Here is a 16,551-nt window from a genome sequence, read left to right on the forward strand (position 1 = left end):
AGGCATTTTCAGGAGGGCCCGGGCATACCGGTCCGCTAAAGGGGTGATTCGTCGCGTTGCTCATGTCTAGGCTAATGGACCATAGGGCCGGTTGTTCCCTGAATCTGCGCAACGGATGCGCGTGCGGGGCAGTCGCATTCACGCTCGCCGTCGCGGCGATTTCGGTTAACGCTCCGGTCGCGGCGCAGGAAGCGAAGGACAAGTCGGCCGCGCAGGCGAGCCAAGATGCTGCGCCTCCCGCCGGGGCCGCGGGCGATGCCGCCGATCTCGAGGCGGGCAAGGTGCCGGTCCCGTCGCCACCGGCGGAGCCGCCGTTGCCGCAGGTCGATCCCATCATCCCGGACGCCGAGTTCAACGCCGCGGTTCCCGCGCTCGATACCTCCGACGACCCGGAGCTTGATAAACCCCTCGAATCGATCGACGCCTTCGAGAGCCGCCTCGCCCGGCAGCAGACCGGCGCCAAGCCCGATGCGGGCGCCAGCCAGACTAGAGGGAGCCAGACTGGAGGGGGCCAGACGGAACAGGTCCCGCCGCTCGGCGATCCCGCGCTTGCCGATGGCGACACCACCGAGGAAATCGGCGATGCCCCGGTGCGCGACGCCGAACTGACCACCCCCCTCCCGCCGCTCGACCAGTTCGAAGTGGCCCCGGTCCGGTTCGCGGACGATGCTCCTGACGACCGCAAGGATGTCGAAGTCCGGTACAATGTCGACCTCCAGGGCCTCGACCTCGCCGACAAGGAAACCGACACCGATCTCAAGGGCGAGTTCAACGGGTTGTCGGCGCTCAAGAAGGGCGACGGCAAGGCGGCCAATACGGCGATGGTTTCGGCACGGCTGACCGAGGACAGCCAGCTGATGGAAACGGTGCTGGCGTCCGAAGGCTGGTACAGCCCGATCGTGCGCACCCGCCTCGATCCCGGGCCCGATGCGGCCACCCCGTCGCTCAGCGCCGTGATCGCGGTGACCCCGGGCAAGCGCTACGTGTTCTCGGATATCGTCCTCAAGGCCGATCCGACCGTGCCGCCCAACCTGGTCGCGGACAATTTCGCGCTCAAGGTCGGTGAGCCGATCGTCGCCGAACGGGTGCAGGGGGCCGAGGCGCAAATCGCCGTCGCGCTGCCGGAGAACGGCTATCCCTTCGCCGAAGTGGGCCAGCGCGACATCCTGCTCGACCAGGATGCCGGCAACGGCGTCTACACGCTGCCGGTCACCGTCGGCCCGCGTGGCCGCTTCGGTTCGATCACCACCGACGGCGACCTCGCCTTCGACGCCGACCACATCCCGGTGCTCGCCCGCTTCAAGCGGGGCGAACTCTACGACAGCCGCAAGGTCGACGACTTGCGCAAGGCGCTCGTCGCCACCAACCTGTTCGCCACTGTCGCGGTTGAACCGCAGAAGACCGGCGAGGCGGCGGGCGACGGCACGGAATACGTGACGCTCCACGTCAAGCAGGATGCCGGCAAGCCGCGCACGATCGCGGGCTCGCTGGGCTACGCGGCGGGCGAGGGCATCACCACCCAGGCGACCTGGACCCACCGCAACATGTTCCCGCCCGAAGGCGCGCTGATCGCCCATGCCATCGCCGGCACCCGGCAGCAGGGTGCGGGCGTCACCTTCCGCCGCTCCAATGCCGGCAAGCGCGACCGCACCCTGGAGATCGTCGCCGAGGCGTTCCACAACGACTACGATGCCTACAGCGCCTACACCGGCCGCCTGGCCGCGCGTATCGCCCGCGATTCCACACCGATCTGGCAGAAGCGGTACACCTATGCCTTCGGCGTCGAGCTTCTGGGCACCGCCGAGACGGACTACGATGCCGACACCGGCGGCCGCAAGCGCAACACCTACTACGTCGCGGGCGTCAACGGCCAGGTCGGCTTCGACACCTCGGACGACCTGCTCAACCCCACCAAGGGCTATCGCGTGACTGCGCTGATCCAGCCCGAGGCGACGGTGCGCAACGGCTTCGATCCCTACGTGCGTGCCCGCATCGACGCGTCCACCTACTACCCCATCAGCGACAGCTTCGTGCTGGCCGCCCGTGTGCGCTTCGGCACGATCCAGGGCGCCGGGCTGTTCGACATCGCCCCGTCACGGCGCCTCTATGCGGGCGGCGGTGGCTCGGTGCGCGGCTATGCCTACCAGGCGCTGGGCGAACAGGCGCCCGACAAGAACCCGGTGGGCGGGCGAAGCCTCAACGAAGGCTCGTTCGAGGCACGCTACCGCTTCGGCAACTACGGCGTGGTCGCCTTCGTGGATGCGGGGCAGGCCTATCGCGAGACGACGCCGCAGTTCAACGACTTGCGCTACGGCGTCGGCATCGGCGGGCGCTTCTACACCAATTTCGGACCGATGCGCCTCGACATCGCTACGCCGATCGGCCGCAAACCCGGTGAATCGCGCTTCAATCTCTACGTTTCCATCGGGCAGGCCTTCTGATGGCCGGGGAAGACAACATTCAGGGCTCCGAACCGCAGGCGGACATCGTCCAGACCGAAGTCGAAACCGTCCCAGCCGGTCGCTCGCGCTGGCACAAGGTACGGGTGCGCGCGCTCAAGACGATCGCCTTCGCGGTGCTCGGAGTGGTCGCTTTCGTGGTCGCGGTGGTGCTGGGCATCAATACACAGCCGGGCCGCCGTTTCGTCGCCGACCAGATCGCCGGGCTCGAGTTCGAGAACGGGATGCGCATCTCGGTCGCGCGCATAGACGGCTCGCTCTACGGCAAGATGATCCTGCGCGGCCTGTCCGTGAAGGACTTGCGCGGCGAATTCCTCTATTCGCCCGAGATCCAGGTGGACTGGCGCCCCTTCGCCTATCTCGAGAACCACGTCGACGTGCGCAGCGCCACCGCGCAGCGCGTCGTCCTGCGCCGCTCGCCGCAGTTCCGTGCCACTCCGCCGAGCGACGCGCCGCTGCTGCCCGACCTCGACATCGACATCGGCACCCTGCGCATCGACCGCTTCGTCGCCGAGCCGCCCGTGTCGGGCCAACGCCGCATCATGACCGTCTCCGGCCGCGCGCACATCGCCGACGGCCGCGCCCAGGTCGAGGCCAAGGGCGGGACGATCGCGATCCCGGGCGAGAACAAGGGTAGGGGCGGCGGTGACCGTTTCACCGTGCACCTCGACGCCGTGCCCGAGCGCAATCGCCTCGACCTCGACCTCGACATGGATGCGCCCAAGGGCGGCCTTATCGCCACCCTGGGCGGTTTCGCCGAGCCGATCACTCTCAAGCTCGCCGGCAAGGGCGACTGGGCAGCGTGGAACGGCAATCTCGCCGCAAACCTGGGTGATGGCGACCTTGCCCGCCTTGCCCTGACAGCCCGCAACGGCACTTTCGCGATCAAGGGCCCGACCCGCATCGCCCGCCTGTTCACCGGCCCGACCGCGAACCTGCTCGGCCCGGTCATGAACCTCGACGTCACCGCCGCGTTCCAGAAGCGCCGGGCCACCGTCTCGGGCATGATATCGAGCGACGCCTTCAATCTCACGCCCAGGGGCGTCGTGGATCTTTCGGCCAACACCTTCGAGGACCTCAAGCTCGCCTTCGTGCTGCTCAAGCCCTCGGCCCTCGCGGAAAACCTGAGCGGGGCCGGGCTGCGCGCCGACCTGGCGCTCGACGGGGCCTTCGCGACCCCCAAGGTGAACTACCAGATCGTCGCCGACCGCGTCGTCATGAACGACATGGGGCTGGAAAACCTCACTGCCAGCGGCGCGGCCACGGTCGATTCCGACCACATCCTGATCCCGGTCGCCGCGCGCGTGCGCCGCGTCACCGGTCTCGATACCGTGGCGAGCGGGAGCCTTGCCAACGTCACGCTCAACGGCGACCTTGCAATCGAGGGGCCGCGCATCCTCTCGGACAACATGCGCCTGCGCTCCGACCGTATCGATGCCGGGCTGATTCTCGTCGCCGACATGAGCAAGGGTCTCTACACCGGCGCGATCGACGGCAAGATCGACAACTACCGCGTCGACAGCGTCGGCATCTTCAACATCCGCACTAACATGGACCTCAAGACCGAAGCCCAGGGCTTCGCGCTACAGGGAACCGTGCGAGCCCGCTCCACGCGACTGCTGAACGAGAGCCTGCAGACTTACCTAGGCGGTAATTTTTCGGCCTCGTCGAACGTGCGCTACGGCTCGGACGGCGTCGTGCGCTTCTCTGCCCTGCGCCTGACCGCACCGCTGCTGCGCGTCACGAGCGGGCAGGGGAGCTGGTCGCCGAACGGGCGCATCGCGCTCGCTGCGAACGGCACCTCGACGCAATACGGCGCGCTCGGCGTCAGGGTGACGGGAACCATCAGGAACCCAGATGCCCACGTCACGGCTGAAAAGCCCGGCCTGGGCATCGGCCTCGCGAAGCTCGACGCGCGCATCACTGGCGCGCCGGGCGGCTATCACCTCGATGCGAAGGCGGACACCGACTACGGGCCGCTCACCGCCGACGTGAACCTGGGCCTCGGCGCCGCCACCTCGGTGCAGATCAACAAGGCGAACCTCTCGGGCGTCGATTTCGCCGGGCGCATCGTCCAGACGAAGAGCGGGCCCTTCGCCGGCCAGCTCACCGCCAACGGCAACGGCATCGGCGGCATCGTGCGCCTCGAGGCGGAAGGCAAGTATCAGGCCGCCGACTTCAACCTGCGTGCGAAGAACGCGATTTTCCCGGGGCCCGCCAAGCTGTCCATCGGTTCGGCCATCGTCGACGGGCGCGCGGTACTCTACGACAAGCCCTACGTGGTCGCCGATGCGCAGATCGCCGGCACCAGCGTCGGCGCGCTCGACCTCGCGGCGGCGCGCGTGATCGTCGACTATCGCGACGGTCGCGGCACGGCCAAGGCGCTGATCGAAGGCGTCAGCGGCGTCCCGTTCCGCGTGGGCCTCAACGCCGACCTGCAACCCGAACTATGGCGCGTGGCGTTGCAGGGGAGGGTGCGCGGCCTCGACCTCAAGACCACCACGCCGGCGCGGATCGTACCCAGGGCCGGCGGCTACGAACTGCTTCCGACCAACATCGCCTTCGGCGGTGGCAGCGCCAAGGTCGCCGGCACTTATGGTGACGGGATCAAGCTCCAGAGCCGTCTCGAAGGCATCGACATGGCCCTCGTCAACGCCTTCGTCCCCGGCTACGGCATCGGCGGCAAGGCCAGCGGCAGCCTCGACTTCGAGCAGGCGAGCGCAACCGCCTTCCCCCGGGCCGACGCGCGCCTGACGCTGAGCAACTTCACCCGAACCAGCTCCAGCACGGTCAGCCAGCCCGTCGACATCAATTTCGTCGGCAAGCTGCTCAGCGATGGCGGCGAGGCGCGCGCGGTGTTCCGCCGCCGCGGCACCGTCATCGGTCGCATGGCCGCCAGCCTACGCCCGCTGCCGCCCGGGGACGGTTCGTGGAGCACGCGCCTGATGCAGGCGCAGCTGGGCGGCGGCATCCGCTACAACGGCCCGGCCGACACGCTGTTCTCCTTCGCGGGTCTGCCCGGGCAGACGCTGTCCGGCCCGATCGGCCTCGCCGCCGACTTCTCGTGCCACCTCTCGGAACCGTGCATCAACGGCATCGTCCAAGGTCGAGACATGGTCTACGAGAACCAGGCCTACGGCACCCGGCTCAGTTCGATGGCGCTTTCGGGCAAGTTCACCGGCAGCACGCTGGAGCTGACTTCGCTCACCGCGAAGGCCGGCGACGGCACCGTCAGCGCGAGCGGCAACGTCAGCCTCGCCGCGGACGCGGGCTATCCGATGGACGTGACCGTCAAGCTCGACCGGGCGCGCCTGGCCCGCAGCGATGCGCTTTCGGCGACGGCCACGGGCACCGTGCGCCTCACCAAGGCGGCGGGCGAGGTGGCGCTGCTCTCGGGCGACATCCGCCTTCCCGAGACCCGCTACCAGATCGTGCGCGAAGGCTCTGCGCAAGTGCCCCGCCTGACCGGGGTGCGCTTCAAGCCGCCCGTCGGCCCCAAGCGCATAACCGGCGACGAGCCGGCGCCGAGCGCGACCAGCGCCTTCTCGCTGATTCGCCTGGACCTCAACCTGCGGGCCCCCGAAAAGCTCTACGTCTCGGGCATGGGCCTCGAGTCGGAGTGGAGCGCGCGCTTCAACGTGGGCGGCACCAGCGCCGCACCGACGATCACCGGCCAGGTCCAGCTCGTGCGCGGCACGCTCGGCTTCGCCGGCCGCTCGTTCGAGCTGACCGAAGGGCTGATCTCGTTCAACGACGGCCAGGCGGCCTTCGACCCGACCGTGGCGATCACTGCCACCGACGACATCGAGGACGTCACCGTCAACGTGAACGTGACCGGCCGGGCGCAGAACCCGCAGATCGACTTCTCGTCCGATCCCAGCCTGCCCGACGACGAAGTGCTGTCGCGCATCCTGTTCGGTAGCTCGATCGCCAACCTCTCTGCGCTCCAGGCGGTGCAGCTGGCCTCCTCGCTCAACTCGCTGAACAGCACCGGCGGCGGGCTCAACCCGCTCGGCAAGCTGCGCTCGGCTGCGGGGATCGACCGGTTGCGCATCCTCGGTCCCGACGAGGCCAGCGGACGCGGCACTGCCGTTGCTGCAGGCCAGTACCTGACCGACGACATCTACGTCGAACTCATCACCGACGCGCGCGGCTTCACCGCCACGCAGCTTGAAGTGAGCGTCACCAAGTGGCTCTCGGTGCTGAGCCAGGCCGGGGGTTCGGGGGTCAACAGCCTCAACGTTCGCATCAAGAAGGACTACTGATGCGCAAGGGTCACGGGATCGTGTTGCCCGTGCTTGCGCTGGCGGCGCTGCTGGCCGCCTGCAAGCGCGAGCCGGACTTCGACGAGCGCTACGACGCCGCCAGCAAGTCGATCGTCGACAAGGCGAAGGCGATCGACGCGCAAGTCGCCGGCACCGGCGCGCCTCCGGCAGGTGCAGACGGCGAAAGCGATCCGGCGGAGCGCTGAAACGCCGGGTTTACTTCTCGCTGCTAGTCCCATCCGGACAAGATCTTCCCGGGGAACCTAAGTGCTGCACAATGACACCGGCGATCGCCTGAACAAGCGCCGCACGGTGCTTCTCCAGGCCCGCTGCCGCAAGTCGAGGTGGCATGTGGTCCCGGTCGAGCTGGGCGACATCTCGCAAGGTGGCTGCAGCATCGTCGGCAGCGCGGAGAGCTTCGTTCCGGGCGAACAGTTGCAGTTGCGAATCGCCAGTCTCAGGCCGATCGATGCGCACGTCCGCTGGCTGCAAGGGGACCGCGTGGGCGTCGAGTTCCGCGTCGCACTCAAGGGGCGCGTAATCGAGGAACTGGCGGAGCTTTACGGGATCACCATTGCGACGGCGTAGACGCGCCGGGCCGCATGCCAGCACCACAACCCTTGGCATCATAAATGCGAGGTCACCGTGTGTCATCCGGCATGGTGAGCCGCACGGACCAAGACCAGCCAGGCTCGGCAATGTCAGAAGAGGGGGGTGGTGGACGCACTTGGGCTCGAACCAAGGACCCGCTGATTAAGAGTCAGCTGCTCTACCAACTGAGCTATGCGTCCCCACGAAGGGTTCCCGGTAATCCCCTTGGTGAAGGGCGGGATGAGAGTGGTATGGTGGACGCACTTGGGCTCGAACCAAGGACCCGCTGATTAAGAGTCAGCTGCTCTACCAACTGAGCTATGCGTCCACACTACCAGCCTCGAAGGGCCTTTCGACCCACCGCTCGGCGGCGGAGAGGCCCCTATAAAGGCTGTTTCGCGGATGGGAAGAGGGAATTTGAAAAAGTTTTACCCGAGCGAACCCCTGCCCTGATTCCAGCGGTTTACCGCCATGATCGTACCCAGGCAGATCATGTTGGTCAGCATCGACGTGCCGCCGTGGCTCATGAACGGCAGCGGGATGCCCACCACCGGGGCGAGGCCCATGACCATCATCAGATTGATCATGACGTAGAAGAACATCGTCGCGGTCATCCCGGCTGCGAGGAGGCAGGAGAAGCGGTCGGGTGCGCGGCGGGCGACGCCCATGCCCCAGCCCAGCACGATCGCGAAGACGGCCAGCACGAACAGTCCGCCGACCAGCCCCCACTCCTCCGCCATCGTCGCGAAGACGAAGTCGGTGTGGGGTTCGGGAAGGTATTGCAGGTGGCTCTGGGTGCCGTTGCCGAAGCCCTTGCCGAAAATCCCTCCAGAGCCGATCGCGATTTTCGACTGGGTGATGTGGTAGCCAGTGCCCAGGGGGTCGCTCTCGGGATCGAGGAAGACCAGCACGCGGTTGCGCTGGTAGTCGTGCAAAAGGGTGAAGAAGGCGACCGGGGCGACCACCATCAGCGCGCCGCCTGCGCTCATGAACCACCACAGCGGCAGGCCGGCGAGGAACATCGTCACCGCGCCGCCGAAGCAGATCGCCAGCGCGGTCCCGAGGTCGGGCTGGGTCATGACGAACAGGGCCGGGAGGCCGATGAGGACGCCAGCGGGCACGAGGCCGCGCCAGCTGGCGGTCATGGCGTGGGGCAGTGTCTCGTAGAATCGGGCGAGGACGAGGACGATCGCCGGTTTCATCAGCTCCGAGGGCTGCAGCGACATGAAGCCGAGGTTCAGCCAGCGCTGGCTGCCGCCCCCGACGGCGCCGATCAGCTCGACCAGCACCAGCAGCAAAAGGATGCCGCCGAAGACCGGGTAGGCGGCCATGCGGAACAGATTGCGGTTCGTGTGCGAAATGATGATCGCCATGACCAGGAACACACAGAAGCGCACCACATGGCTCAAGGCGTAAGGTTGCAGGCCGCCTCCGGCCGCCGAATAGAGCACGGCCGCGCCCAACGACACCAGGGCGCACAGCGGAATGAGCATCTGCCAGGGCTGGCGCGAGATCGCTTCGGGAACGATCGAGCGGCTCATGGCGTGGTTCCTCCGGGCGGTTTGGTGAGACCGGTGCCCGGCGCGGGAACCGGCGATGCGCCGGCGGCGGGCGCTGCCGCGGCGTCCGGCTCGGGCGCGGGCGACTGCGCGTCGCTGACGATCGGCTGGCGTGGTTCTGGCACGGTTTCAGCCTGCCGCACTTGCTCGGGCGTAACCGCAGGCGCGCCGACGCCGTACTGCGCCGAGTAGGCGCGGTATCTCGCGTCGAGGCGCTCCTTGGGAGTCCCGCCCCATTTCTTTTCCAGTTCGAGCAGGATGTCCATGCCCTTCTGCTTGTCGAAGATGTAGGTCATGACGTCCCGCGCGATCGGGTAGGCCGATCCCGACCCGCCGCCGTGCTCGCACACTACGGCGCAGGCGTAGCGCGGCTTTTCGACCGGCGCGAAGCAGATGAAGTGGCCGTGGTCGCGGTGCTTCCACAGGCCGCCCTTGCCGTTGCCGATGTGGAGGCCGACGACCTGGGCGGTGCCCGTCTTGCCGGCGAGCTTGATGTCGGGAAACGGCAGGGCGGCATGGCGCGCCGAGCCGGGACCGTTCGCCACGTCGGACATTGCCTGATGGATGTAGGCCAGATGTTCCGGGGGGATGCCGAGCGAGGCCGTGGGTGCGTTCTCCTGGCCATGGATCATGCGCGGCATGATGATCTTCCCGCTCGCCAGGCGCGAGGCCTGGACGGCCTGCTGCAACGGATTCACGAGGAAATAGCCCTGTCCGATGGTGGCGTTGACCGTATCGAAGGTCTGCCATTCCTTGCCGTACTTCTTCAGCTTCCACGCAGGGTTGGGCACCGTCCCGTAGGACTGGCCGACGACGGGCAGCGGAAATTCATGGCCCAGGCCCAGGCGCCCGGCCATCGCCGCGATCGGGTCCATGCCGATGCGCTGGGCGAAGTGGTAGAAGTAGACGTCGCAGCTCTGGTAGATGCCTTTGGCCATGTTGACCTGGCCATGGCCACGGTGGTTCCAGCAGTGGAACACCCGGTTGCCCACGCGCAGGCCGCCGCCGCAGAATACCGATTCGTTCGGGTCGAGGCCGGCTTCCATGAACGACAGCGCGACCATCGGCTTGACGGTCGAACCGGGCGGATAAAGCCCGCGCAAGACCTTGTTGCGCAAGGGAACATGGTCGTCGTCGGACAGCATTTTCCATTCCAGGCGGCCGATCCCGTCGGAGAAGCTGTTGGGATCGTAGCTCGGCATCGAGGCCATCGCCAGCAGGTCGCCAGTGTTGCAGTCCATCACCACGACGGCGGCCGATTCGGGACCGATGCGGCGCGCGGCGTAGTCCTGGATGCCGGCGTCGATGGTCAGCTTGATGGTTTCGCCGGGCACGTCCTCGCGCGTGTCGAGGTTGCGTACGATGCGGCCCGAAGCGGTTACTTCCACGCGGCGGGCACCGGGCTTTCCGCGCAGTTCCTTCTCGAAGATCTTCTCCAGCGCGTCCTTGCCGACCTTGTAGCCGGGCGTGATGAGGACGGGATCGTGGTCCTTCTCGTACTCCTCGGCCGAGGCGGCGCCGACGTAGCCGATGAGGTGGCCCACCGCCGGTCCGGTCGGATAGAAGCGCGAGAAGCCGCGCTGGGTGACGACGCCCGGCATGTCGGGCAGGCGCACGCTGACGGCGGAGAAGCGCTCGAGGTCGAGGCCCGAGGCGACTTCGACCGGCGCAAAGCCGTGGGACTTGTCGATCTTGTCCTGCAGGTCCTGGAGGTCGATCGGCGAAAGCGAGAGCAGCTTGCCCAGTTCGGCGATGGTGCTCTGGGCGTCCCTCATCTGCTCGGGAATGACGTCGACGCGGAAATCGGCACGGTTCGAGGCGAGGGGGGTGCCGTTGCGGTCGAGCAGCCAGCCGCGGCGTGGCGGGATCAGCGAGAGGTTGACGCGGTTGCTCTCTGCCTCGAGCTTGTACTTCTCGTTCTCGAAGACCGAGAGATAGGTCATGCGCGTGGCCAGCAGCAGGCCGATACCACCCTGGATGCCGCCCAGCACCACGGTGCGCCGGTCGAAGCTGTTGCGCAGGGTTCCGTTGGTGACGTGCGGCTGGCGCAGCAGGCGCCGGAAATCGATCTTCATCGCAGGACCACGAAGGGGGTCAGGCGGAGGCGGTCGATCAGGGCCACGAAGCGGCCGACGAGGGGATAGGAAAACACCGAAATCACGATCTGCGGACCAACGACGCGTAAGGGGGCTGCGGCTCCGGCGATATTCGATATGCCGAGGCACAACGCGATATAGGCGATGATGAGCCCGATCGCCACCAGCCACTCGGTAACGAAGTTGCGCCAGGGCAGCCGCGCCTCGATCACCTCGAGGACGATGGCGGCAATCGACCAGAGCAGTACGGCGGTCCCGAACGGCTGGCCGGAGAACAGGTCGTCAAAGATGCCGAGCGGCAGGCCGGCCCAGATCGGCAGCAAACCGGGACGAAGTTGGCGCCACGCGAGGAACACCAGGAACCCGAGCGGGGGCAGCACCGGCGCCGAAGCGATCAGCAGCCAGCCAGGGACGACCGATCCCAGCATGATCGTCAGCCAGGGCAGTGAGCGCGCCAGCAGTGGCGAGGGCTTGCGGTTGATCCTGGGCCTGGCCACGCTCTCCGTGCGGGATAGCAGCGGCACGCCTATTCGCTCCCGGGCTGGGGTTCGGCGGGCGGCGGCGGTGGCGGCGCCCATGACCTTTCGACGATCACGTAGTCGGTGTCCGAAGGATTGCTCAGCACGCGGGCGATGGCGCCGTCGCGCATCAGCTTGGTAACGACGGCCATCGGCGTGCCGGGCCGGTAGAGCCCGCCCGAGCCGGTGGTCACCAGCACGTCGCCCGGCCGCAGCGGGTTGAGACCGAGGTTGACGAGGCGGATGCGGATCGTGCCGTCGCCCTGGCCCTGTGCAAAGGCGGCGACGCCATCGCGGGCGCGGCGCACCGGGACAAGGCTCTCGGTATCGGTGACCAGCAGCACGCGCGAACTGGACGAGCCGACTTCGAGCACGCGTCCGACCAGGCCCATCGGCGAGCGGATCGGCATTCCCTTGGCGACGCCGCGGTCGGCACCGGCGCCGAGCGTGGCGAAACGGCGCGAGCTGCCGCCGGTTGAGGCGACCAGGCGTGCGAAGGCGACGGGCTGGGCGTCGTTGCCCTCGCGCAGGCCGAGGAGCTGCTTGAGGCGGCGGTTCTCGTCCCGGGTCGCCTGGGCCTCGACGAGGCGGACCTTGGCTTCGGCGAGTTCGCGTTCGAGTCGCGCGCGTTCGCGCCCGGTCTTGAAGAAGCCGGAGACCTCGGCGAGGAAGTCCTTTCCGGTTTCGCGTCCGCCTGCCGCGGCCTGGGCGGCAGGTTCGGTCACGTCGGCCGCGACACCGCGCAGGCCCGAGAACGCCCCGGGATTGACGATCGCGACGACCAGCAGGACAAGGCCCACCACCGCGCCGATGACGCCGGCGGTATAGCTGAAGAACGTCGTGTACTGCGCCCTGCGCGAAAAGCCGGAGCGCCGATTTGCTGGCGGTGCCATGCGCCATGCACTCCTGTCATCTTCGCGGCGTTACCGAGCAGGAAGGATTCGCCGCGTTCGTCATCGGGAAGGCAGCCGGTCCGCGAGGGACGGGCCGCCGATCCCGCAATCGGTCAGGCGGACATCAGGACGCCGCGATAGACCGGGTCCTCCATCGCGCGGCCGGTGCCCAGCGCCACGCAGGACAGCGGGTCCTCGGCGACGCAGACCGGAAGGCCGGTCTCCTCGCGCAAGTACTGGTCCAGGCCCTGGATCAGCGCGCCGCCGCCCGTGAGCACGATGCCCTGGTCGACGATGTCGGCTGCCAGTTCGGGGGCGGTGTTCTCCAGCGCGATGCGTACGCCTTCGATGATCTGTCCGATCGGTTCGGCCAGCGCCTCGGCGACATTGGCCTGGGTGATGGTGATTTCCTTGGGGACGCCGTTGACGAGGTCGCGACCCTTGATGTGGATCGTCTCGCCGATGCCGTCCGCCGGCATGATGGCGATGCCGTAGTCCTTCTTGATGCGCTCCGCCGTGGCGTCGCCGATCAGCAGGTTGTGGTGACGGCGGACGTAGGAGACGATCGATTCGTCCATCTTGTCGCCGCCCACGCGCACCGAGGTGGTGTAGGCCAGGCCGCGCAGCGACAGCACCGCGACTTCCGTGGTGCCGCCGCCGATGTCGACCACCATCGAGCCGACCGGCTCGGTGACGGGCATGTCGGCGCCGATCGCCGCAGCCATCGGCTCGAGGATCAGGTAGACCTGGCTGGCGCCGGCGTTGCTGGCAGCGTCGCGAATGGCGCGGCGTTCGACCGAGGTGGAGCCCGACGGAACGCAGATCACGATCTCGGGGTAGCGAAACAGGTTCTTCTTGCCGTGCACCTTGCGGATGAAGTGCTTGATCATCTCTTCCGCGATCTCGATGTCGGCGATCACGCCGTCACGCAGGGGGCGGATCGCCTCGATGTTGTCCGGGGTCTTGCCCATCATCATCTTGGCGTCGTCGCCGACGGCCTTGACCTTCTTCACGCCGTTCAACGTCTCGATAGCGACGACCGAGGGTTCGTTGAGCACGATTCCGCGGTCTTGTACGTAGACGAGGGTATTGGCGGTACCCAGGTCGATCGCCATGTTCTGGGAGCCGAGTTTGAAGAATCGCGAGAAGACGCCGGCCATCTAAAATCCGTTTCTTTCCAATCGCTTGCCGAATGGGCTTCGGAACCGGCGACAGGGGTTTTTTGGAGGGAGGGCACCCCTTAGCCCATCGATTCGGGAAAGGCCAAAATTTTGTGTCTTTTTCCGGGGGGAAACGCGTGGGGCCCGTCTCGAATTCGCTGCGCTTCGTCGCTACTTGTTTCAAAGAGGTAAGCCGGGATGGTGATGCGTCCTCCCGCACTTGATCCGGGCCCGCACTTGATCCGGGACCGTGTGCGGGGTCGCCCCCACTTCGCGGCGAGGCGGCGTCCTGCCGGCAGATCGCGCGACCCCGCGCAAGGTCCCGGAGCAGGTCCGGAACGACGAAACGAGGAAATTGATGCCCACGATCCGCCGCCTGCCCGAACACCTCGTCAACCGGATCGCCGCCGGCGAAGTGGTCGAGCGGCCGGCCTCCGCGCTCAAGGAACTCGTTGAAAACGCGATCGATGCCGGTTCGACGCAGATCACGGTGCGCCTCGCCTCAGGCGGGCTCGACATGATCGAAGTCACCGACGACGGCTGCGGCATGCGGCCCGAAGAGATCGCCCTCGCGCTCGAACGCCACGCCACCTCCAAGCTGCCCGACGAGGCGATCGAACTGGTCGCGACGCTGGGCTTCCGGGGAGAGGCACTTCCCTCGATCGGATCGGTGGCGCGCCTGACGATCGAAAGCCGGCCGCACGATGCCGCGGAAGGCTGGAAGAGGGTCGTCGACCACGGTGCCGTCGCCACCGACGGGCCCGCCGCGCTGCCGCCCGGCACCCGCATCCGCGTCGAGGACCTCTTCGGCAAAGTCCCGGTGCGGCGCAAGTTCCTGCGCTCGGCCCGTTCCGAATATGCCGCCTGCCTCGACGTCGTGCGCCGCCTGGCGATGGCGCGCCCGGATATCGGCTTCGTCATGGAGCACGACGGGCGCCGCGTGCTGGCCGTCCAGCCGCGCGAGGAACTGGCGGCGCGCGTGGCCCGCCTCGTCGCGCGCGAACTGGCCGAGGAGGGCGTCCTGATCGAGGCGGAGCGCGGTGCCTCGCGGCTCACCGGCGTCGCCGGCCTGCCGACCTACAACCGGGGCGTGGCCGACCACCAGTACCTCTTCGTCAACGGCCGGCCGGTGAAGGACCGGCTGCTGGTGGGTGCGGTGCGCGGCGCCTATTCCGACATGCTGGCGCGGGATCGCCACGCGGTGCTGGCGCTGTTCCTCGAAATCCCGCCGGAGGACGTGGACGTCAACGTCCACCCGGCCAAGACCGAAGTGCGCTTCCGCGATCCGGCCTTCATCCGCGGCTTCCTCGTCGGGGCGCTGCGTCATGCGCTGGAAGGTGCGGGACAGAGGAGCGCGCAGCCCGCGGCCGCCGCAGCGATGAACATGTGGCGGATCGAGCCCGTGGCACCGGCCACGCCGCCGGCCCCGTCGCTCGGCTCGCTGTTCGCCCGCGAATACGGAGGCTCACCGTCCGGCTACCAGCCGTCGCGCCTCTCGGAGACCGGCGCGGCCTGGCGCGCCTACGAGGCGGACGTCATGGCCCAGCCCTCGGCTCGCGCCGAACCGGCCGCCGAGGCCAGCGAGGAGGACTTGCGCCATCCGCTCGGCGTTGCGCGCGGGCAGGTGGCGGGGACCTACATCGTCGCCGAGGCCGAGGACGGCCTCGTCATCGTCGACCAGCATGCCGCGCACGAGCGGCTCGTGCTGGAACGGCTCAAGGCGGCCGGCGCCGAGGAGGCGATGAACCGCTCGCAGGCGCTGCTGCTACCCGAAGTGGTGGAACTGGATGAGACCGCGTGCGACGCTCTGGAGGACAAGATAGCCGACCTCGCCCGCCACGGCCTCGTGCTCGAACGCTTCGGGCCGGCCGCGATGCTGGTTCGCGCGGTGCCCTCCGTGCTGTCGAAAAGCGACGTCGGCGCGCTCGTCCGAGACGTTGCCGACGATCTGGCCCGTAATGGCGACGCGCTGCTGCTGGGCGAAAAGCTCGACCTCGTATTGGCGACGATGGCCTGCCACGGCTCGGTCCGCGCCGGCCGTTCGCTCTCGGTGGCCGAGATGAACGCGCTGCTGCGCGAAATGGAACGCACCCCGCGCTCGGGCCAATGCAACCATGGCCGCCCGACCTGGGTGAAACTGGCGCACGGCGACATCGAGAAGCTGTTCGGGCGAAAGTGAAGCGACGCCCGATGGTCGCTATCGCCCCACAGCGGCCGATATCGATCCTCCCTGTCGCGAAGCGATGGGCAGGGGGAAAGAGAGGATCGGAGCCGCCCGGTTCCACCCCCTACCGGCTGTCTAAACACTCACACCACCTGCATTGCAGCCTCCTTCTGCGGACTGCGTTGTGCTCGTGATGGACACCGGAAACCAAGCATCCGCGTTTGCAAGCTCAACCGTCAGCTTGGTTGATCCTGCCCATCGGGACATGGAAGAAATTGTGCGGGCGAAAATGATGCGAAAGACAATCCTGGCACTGGCGACCATCGCTCTGCTTGCAGGCTGCGGCGACGGCAATTCGGCGGACACGCCGGCCGAGGCTGCGCACGACGTGGCGATGGTCGAGAAAATGAGCCGCGAGCCGTTCAAGCCGATCCTGCCAGGCGGCATCACCGGCATGGACATCGAGCGCTATGGTCTCGACAAGCAAGGCTGCTCGTTCCGTCGGGGCGCCGCCACCGACCCGCTGTTCATCGCCGGCAAGGACGAAGGGTTCATGCGCGTGGGCGCCGACCTCAAGCGCTTCGCCGCCAAGGACGTGAGCGCCGATCTGCCCGGCGGCGCGCGCACCACTTACGTCGGCTTGTCGAGTTGGGTCGACCTCGTGCGCCTGCCCGACGAAGGCAGCGGCAGCGACGCCCTCAACTGGCCGGCCCGCCTGATCGTCCATGATTCGCAGGAACGCGTGGCTTACCGGGCCGACGGCACGATGACCTGCCGCGAATGAGCTGCAGGCGATTGACGCAGTTGTGAAATTCCTCAAGGTGCGGCCGGGCATACGGGGGAATT

Annotated in this window: 11 protein-coding genes and 2 tRNA genes; 6 read left to right on the plus strand and 7 right to left on the minus strand. The window is 67.6% G+C overall.

Features of this window, described 5'->3' with window-relative positions; all coding sequences use genetic code 11:
* Positions 1–74 precede the first annotated feature (74 nt).
* The 4 genes from ACFFDA_RS13595 (at position 75) to ACFFDA_RS13610 (ending at position 7,312) form a co-directional block, all read left to right on the plus strand.
* The gene (locus ACFFDA_RS13595; protein ID WP_404480988.1) at positions 75–2,441 is read left to right on the plus strand and encodes an autotransporter assembly complex family protein; all 2,367 of its coding nucleotides are present in this window, start codon (positions 75–77) and stop codon (positions 2,439–2,441) included.
* Positions 2,441–6,724 carry a translocation/assembly module TamB domain-containing protein gene (locus ACFFDA_RS13600; protein WP_404480989.1) on the plus strand — a complete coding sequence of 1,428 codons (4,284 nt, stop codon included), beginning with the start codon at positions 2,441–2,443 and terminating at the stop codon, positions 6,722–6,724. Before ACFFDA_RS13595 ends, ACFFDA_RS13600 begins: the two co-directional genes overlap by 1 nt.
* Positions 6,724–6,930, plus strand: coding sequence for a hypothetical protein (locus ACFFDA_RS13605; protein ID WP_404480990.1), 207 nt, complete (start codon positions 6,724–6,726; stop codon positions 6,928–6,930). Before ACFFDA_RS13600 ends, ACFFDA_RS13605 begins: the two co-directional genes overlap by 1 nt.
* A 61-nt stretch (positions 6,931–6,991) precedes the next feature.
* The gene (locus ACFFDA_RS13610; protein ID WP_404480991.1) at positions 6,992–7,312 is read left to right on the plus strand and encodes a PilZ domain-containing protein; all 321 of its coding nucleotides are present in this window, start codon (positions 6,992–6,994) and stop codon (positions 7,310–7,312) included.
* A gap of 127 nt (positions 7,313–7,439) precedes the next feature.
* On the opposite strand, the gene ACFFDA_RS13615 is transcribed toward ACFFDA_RS13610, so the two are convergent.
* From ACFFDA_RS13615 to ACFFDA_RS13645, 7 genes are all read right to left on the minus strand, one after another.
* Positions 7,440–7,515 (minus strand) — tRNA-Lys (locus tag ACFFDA_RS13615).
* A 52-nt stretch (positions 7,516–7,567) separates the two neighbouring features.
* A tRNA-Lys gene (locus ACFFDA_RS13620) sits at positions 7,568–7,643 on the minus strand.
* A gap of 100 nt (positions 7,644–7,743) precedes the next feature.
* Positions 7,744–8,856: a rod shape-determining protein RodA gene (gene rodA / locus ACFFDA_RS13625; RefSeq protein ID WP_404480992.1), complete on the minus strand. Its 1,113-nt coding sequence runs from the start codon at positions 8,854–8,856 to the stop codon at positions 7,744–7,746.
* A complete protein-coding gene (mrdA, locus tag ACFFDA_RS13630; RefSeq protein WP_404480993.1) occupies positions 8,853–10,949 on the minus strand; it encodes a penicillin-binding protein 2 in 2,097 nt (698 codons plus the stop codon). The genes rodA and mrdA overlap by 4 nt, the downstream gene beginning before the upstream one ends.
* On the minus strand, positions 10,946–11,548 hold the full coding sequence (gene mreD / locus ACFFDA_RS13635) for a rod shape-determining protein MreD (protein ID WP_404480994.1): 603 nt from the start codon (positions 11,546–11,548) through the stop codon (positions 10,946–10,948). The genes mrdA and mreD overlap by 4 nt, the downstream gene beginning before the upstream one ends.
* Entirely contained in the window at positions 11,497–12,381 is an 885-nt protein-coding gene (mreC, locus tag ACFFDA_RS13640; RefSeq protein ID WP_404480995.1) for a rod shape-determining protein MreC, read from the minus strand. The genes mreD and mreC overlap by 52 nt, the downstream gene beginning before the upstream one ends.
* Before the next feature lie 113 nt (positions 12,382–12,494).
* Positions 12,495–13,541 carry a rod shape-determining protein gene (locus ACFFDA_RS13645; protein WP_404480996.1) on the minus strand — a complete coding sequence of 349 codons (1,047 nt, stop codon included), beginning with the start codon at positions 13,539–13,541 and terminating at the stop codon, positions 12,495–12,497.
* A 358-nt stretch (positions 13,542–13,899) separates the two neighbouring features.
* On the opposite strand from ACFFDA_RS13645, the gene mutL reads away from it, so the two are divergent.
* Both mutL and ACFFDA_RS13655 read left to right on the plus strand, forming a co-directional pair.
* On the plus strand, positions 13,900–15,720 hold the full coding sequence (gene mutL / locus ACFFDA_RS13650) for a DNA mismatch repair endonuclease MutL (RefSeq protein ID WP_404480997.1): 1,821 nt from the start codon (positions 13,900–13,902) through the stop codon (positions 15,718–15,720).
* A gap of 274 nt (positions 15,721–15,994) precedes the next feature.
* The gene (locus ACFFDA_RS13655; RefSeq protein ID WP_404480998.1) at positions 15,995–16,489 is read left to right on the plus strand and encodes a hypothetical protein; all 495 of its coding nucleotides are present in this window, start codon (positions 15,995–15,997) and stop codon (positions 16,487–16,489) included.
* Positions 16,490–16,551 lie beyond the last annotated feature (62 nt).

Origin of the sequence: Novosphingobium sp. BL-52-GroH (assembly GCF_044813085.1) — a bacterium.
GTDB lineage: Bacteria > Pseudomonadota > Alphaproteobacteria > Sphingomonadales > Sphingomonadaceae > Novosphingobium.